The following is a 4,265-nucleotide window of genomic DNA, read 5'->3' as shown; positions in this document are numbered from 1 at the left end:
TGTTATTCCCAAGTAGAAATGTCCTACCTAATAACCAAATAGAAATGTCCTATATGGACATTTCCAAGTCAAGCACAGGATTCAGATTTCGTTGTTGAACTGCTGTTTTCTGTGCTCGTCTACGTGGCATCTTTTGTGAACGATTGCGTTTGTTTTGTTGTTCCAGTTGTTCATGCTGTTGTTGAATATGTGCCAGCACAGAACCCAAACGTTTATTCTCAACAATCTCTCGCTGATTCAGCTGACTTAATTTATCGAAGAGGCTGTAATTGATCTTTCGACCATCATGCATGAGGGCTACAGTACCATCCGGGTATTCCAGGAACTCAAGATACTTACCGATCAATCTTTGATTTTCTTCGCTGTTTTCCAAGATATATACGCATTTATCATAAGTAATCGTCAAGCTGTTGGTGACCCTGCGGGGTTCACGCCAGGTAAAAACATCATCTAATTCTTCGGCTGTTTCAGTGATAGTCCGGTGCAGATCCTTGGGATTAAAGGCCATCTTGGCAAATTTACGATTAAATTGCTCAATAAAGCACGGCAGCCACTTATTGGCATCTGCAATCGAACTGATGCCTTCCAGACGCATCTCTTTGATCAGACGGTCCTGAAGCGTTCTATTGGCGCGTTCTACACGGCCTTTGGCTTGAGGGGAGTTAGCGAAAATGATATCGATATTGAGAGTGCTCAGAACACGTCCAAACTGGGTAATCTTGGTGTCTTTCTTGCTGCTTTGATTCACCCTAAAAACTGAATGTTTGTCACTGTAAAATGCCAATGGCTTACCATGCTGTTCGATATATAAACGTGTCGAAATCATATAGTCAAAGGCTGACTCTGACGCACAGAAGCGTAAATGCTGCAATTTTCCTGTGGCATCATCGATGAATACTAGCAGACAGCATTTAGGTGCTCGACCTTCAAACCAATCATGGTGTGAGCCATCAATTTGGATCAATTCACCATAACAATCTCGGTTATAACGAGGCTGATATGGGCGTTTCAGGCGCTTGCAGCGAGGAATCCATAAATCGGCTGCAATCATCCAGGAACGCAGGGTTTCTACTGAAAGATCGAATCCATGCACGGTGGTGAGCTTTTCATGCGCTAAAGTGGGTCCGAAACCATAAAGTTGATCTGAAACAATATTGAGGCACTTAAGTCTGAGTTCTTCAGGAAGTTTGGAATTGCTGATTTGGCCACGACCGGCATGGGCTAATGCAGCGGGACCTTGAGCTTTGTATTTCTGCAGTAAGCGTCTGATCTGACGTTCTGAGATATGAAGTAGCTGAGCAGCCTGGGATTGAGTTATGCGTTGATCACAGATTTCCTGCAAGACCGACAATCGTTTAAGTTCTTTATCCGACATAGACACCAACATATCAAACCGTCCGCTAAGGAAATTGCAAAAATGCATATTCTAAAAGCGGACATTTTTACTTTGGAGAAACCGGACATTTCTATTTTGGGCTTACACCAAGAGTTCGCATAACGCCCATTTATGTTAAATGACTGTTGTTTCGTAGAGAATTATTATTGCTGAATTAAGAATAGACATTTTGTGTTAAAAATGGATAAAACTCAAAATGAATAATTTAGTTTGAGTTTTAAAAATGTGAAAATAAAAAATAATTTTTATTTAATAAGGGGATAAGCGTGAAAAAAACTATATTAATTTTACTAATTTTATTTAGTATTTCAGCATGTGATAAACACAGTGCTCAAGAAAATTTAGATTTAGGTTTAAGTTATTATGAAGGAGATAAAAATAAAAATATTGAACAAAATTATGATGAAGCATTCAAATTTTTAAAAAAATCTACAAATCAAGGAAATTTAGATGCTCAACATAAATTAGCAGGTATGTATATATATGGAAACGGTGTTAAGAGAGACTCTAAAAAAGGAATGGATTTGTATGAGGACGCTGCTGAAAAAGGCCATCTACAATCGCAGATCACCATAGGTAATGCTTATTTGGCAGGAAATGGTGTTTCTAAAGATTTTAATAAAGCTGTTCAATGGTTTACAAGAGCTGCTGAGCAAAACGATTATTTTGCTACGTTTTTATTGGGTCTAATTCACCAAAATGTTGATAATAAAAAATCTCTTGAGTGGTATAAAAAGGCTTCTGTTTATAAAGAGGATAAGGGTAGATCTCTAAGATTCATAAAACTTTTCTTAGAAAAATGAAAATTCTATTTAACATTTTTGGCAGTATTATTGATGTGCATTGGAATAACAGGAGACTTCCACTTAGGAAATAATTCTAGGTAGTCAACTTGTAAAACTATTCTTCCATTTCTACTAGAAAAACTAAAATTAACATAATACACGTTATACGAAACGTATCATAATTGTCATTATAAATCAATTTGATAGCTTCTATTTTCAAGCCCAACTTTAATGTGTTGGGCTTTTTTTGTGATTTATCACTTTCTACGAATTTATGTAGTTATATTCAACTATAATTTAGAAAAATATTCGAGTGGAATAGCAATAAATGCCCAATGACCTATTCATTTAACAGTGATCAGTTGTTTTGAGTTATAAATTGCATTTGGTGCTATGACTGTTTCATTTAAAGGTACTTTATTTCCATACCGCGTTTGCATCAATGCCTTGACTTTAGAGTCTGTTAAATCAAATTGTTTAAGTTTTTGTAGTGGTGCAAGTTGAATTCCAAGCGCTTGATCATAAGCTTTCCATACGATCTCAGAACAATAAATTGCATCATCACCCCATCCAAAATACAGATCATAATTTTTACCCAAATGCTTTTCGGCAGATTTAACCAATTTCATCTGTTGTTCAGCATTCAAATTTTTATGATAACGCTTCACGACATAGTGTTGATTTACGCCACGCTTCGTCCAAGCATCGAATGACGTATATTTTACAGGTTGAATCGCCTCTAAAACCCAAGGTTTGCCATTTCTATAAACAATCATCCCCATATGACTATAAGGCGAAGCTGTGGCTTTGATGTATGCTGAATTAACAGGAGGCTTTAACTTGGGAGATTCTAGGCAGCCAACTTGTAAAAGTCCTCTGCCATTTGATTTGGTGTCTTAAAATCCAATCCTTTCTGAATTCTCTGCTGATTATAAAATAACTCTATATATTTTGTAATATCAGCCTTAGCTTCCTCCCTTGTTTTATAATTGCGATGATGTACAAGTTCGTTCTTTAATATTCCCCAAAAGCTTTCAATCGGCGCATTATCGTAACAATCTCCTTTTTTACTCATTGAGCCTTCGAAACCATATTTTTCAAGCATATTCCGATATTCTTTACTGCAATATTGGCTTCCTCTGTCTGAGTGAACGATTAAGTTTCGAGAGGGTTTATGATTGCGGATAGCCATGCTAAGTGCGTTGCAAACAAGCTGTGATGTCATCCGTTCACTTAAGCTATAGCCAACCACTTGTTTGCTACAAAGGTCTTTTAAAGCAGCTAGATACAGCCATCCTTCAGCTGTCCATACATATGTAATGTCACTTACCCACGCAACATTTGGAGCAGTTACTGCAAAGTTTTGCTCTAACAAATTATTATAAATAGAACGATTGTGGTCGCTATTCGTTGTTCTTTTAAAACGCTTATGGCGCTTACAGTACAGATGATTCTGCTGTTTAATGCAACGCACAGCATACTGGCTAATTTGGATACCTTGAGCCTGTAAATACTTGGTCAGCCGAATATAACCGTAACTTTCATTGGTCTTTTGATGGGCGATTTTGACCAATATTGTCTGCTGATTGCTTAGAATCTTTCGTTGGCTTAAACCTTGTTTAAGCCAATCATAAAACCTTGATACTGAGACATTTAGCAATCTAGCCATCATCGTGGTTGGGTATGTGTTTTTGTGCTCTTTCATATAAGCGTACCTCACTGACTTTCTTTGGCAAAGTACGCTGCCGCTTTTTTTAGAAATTCTTTTTCCATTTCCGCAGTTTTGAGTTGTTGTTTGAGTTTCTTATTTTCTTCGAGTAGAGCAACGAGATCGGGCAAATATTGTTGTGTTCCTTCTAATGTCCCAACCTTTGCTTTGTTGTACCAATTTGAAAGGGTTTGCATGGAAATACCAAGCTGTCGAGCAGTTTCAGAGACATTGCCTTGATTTGATTCAATCGCTTTGATTGCTTCAGCTTTGAATTCTGCTGTATAAATCTTTTGTTTTTTGCTCATGGTAAACTCCTGATGAGTATGTCTAGTTTACCAAGTGAAAGCCTCCGTTTTTATCAGCACACATCACT

Annotated in this window: 4 protein-coding genes; 1 reads left to right on the top strand and 3 read right to left on the bottom strand. The window is 37.2% G+C overall.

Features of this window, described 5'->3' with window-relative positions; all coding sequences use genetic code 11:
* Positions 1 to 49 precede the first annotated feature (49 nt).
* Positions 50 to 1,375 carry an ISNCY family transposase gene (locus tag AC5YCE_RS15360; RefSeq protein WP_496172362.1) on the bottom strand — a complete coding sequence of 442 codons (1,326 nt, stop codon included), beginning with the start codon at positions 1,373 to 1,375 and terminating at the stop codon, positions 50 to 52.
* A gap of 287 nt (positions 1,376 to 1,662) precedes the next feature.
* On the opposite strand from AC5YCE_RS15360, the gene AC5YCE_RS15355 reads away from it, so the two are divergent.
* Positions 1,663 to 2,199 (top strand): tetratricopeptide repeat protein, encoded by a 537-nt coding sequence (locus AC5YCE_RS15355; RefSeq protein ID WP_496172593.1) that lies wholly within the window; start codon positions 1,663 to 1,665, stop codon positions 2,197 to 2,199.
* A gap of 326 nt (positions 2,200 to 2,525) precedes the next feature.
* Here AC5YCE_RS15355 and AC5YCE_RS15350 read toward each other — a convergent pair whose 3' ends face one another.
* Both AC5YCE_RS15350 and AC5YCE_RS15345 read right to left on the bottom strand, forming a co-directional pair.
* Complete coding sequence (locus AC5YCE_RS15350) at positions 2,526 to 2,993, bottom strand: YiiX family permuted papain-like enzyme (RefSeq protein WP_496172594.1); 468 nt, start codon at positions 2,991 to 2,993, stop codon at positions 2,526 to 2,528.
* Positions 2,994 to 3,031: 38 nt separating this feature from the next.
* Positions 3,032 to 4,197 (bottom strand): IS3 family transposase gene (locus AC5YCE_RS15345; protein ID WP_496171372.1). Its coding sequence is split into 2 segments (ribosomal slippage): positions 3,032 to 3,930 and positions 3,930 to 4,197, totalling 1,167 coding nucleotides; the frame shifts between segments, so codons are not numbered across the junction.
* Positions 4,198 to 4,265: the final 68 nt, after the last annotated feature.

Source organism: Acinetobacter sp. CY79 (assembly GCF_059515845.1).
The sequence above is the reverse complement of the archived record's forward strand: the minus strand, read 5'-3'. Positions and strand labels throughout refer to the sequence as shown.

Bases quoted from the DNA above. Each gene is read 5' to 3' on its own strand.
- AC5YCE_RS15360 (WP_496172362.1), bottom strand. From the start codon at position 1,375: ATGTCGGATAAAGAACTTAAACGATTGTCGGTCTTGCAGGAAATCTGT.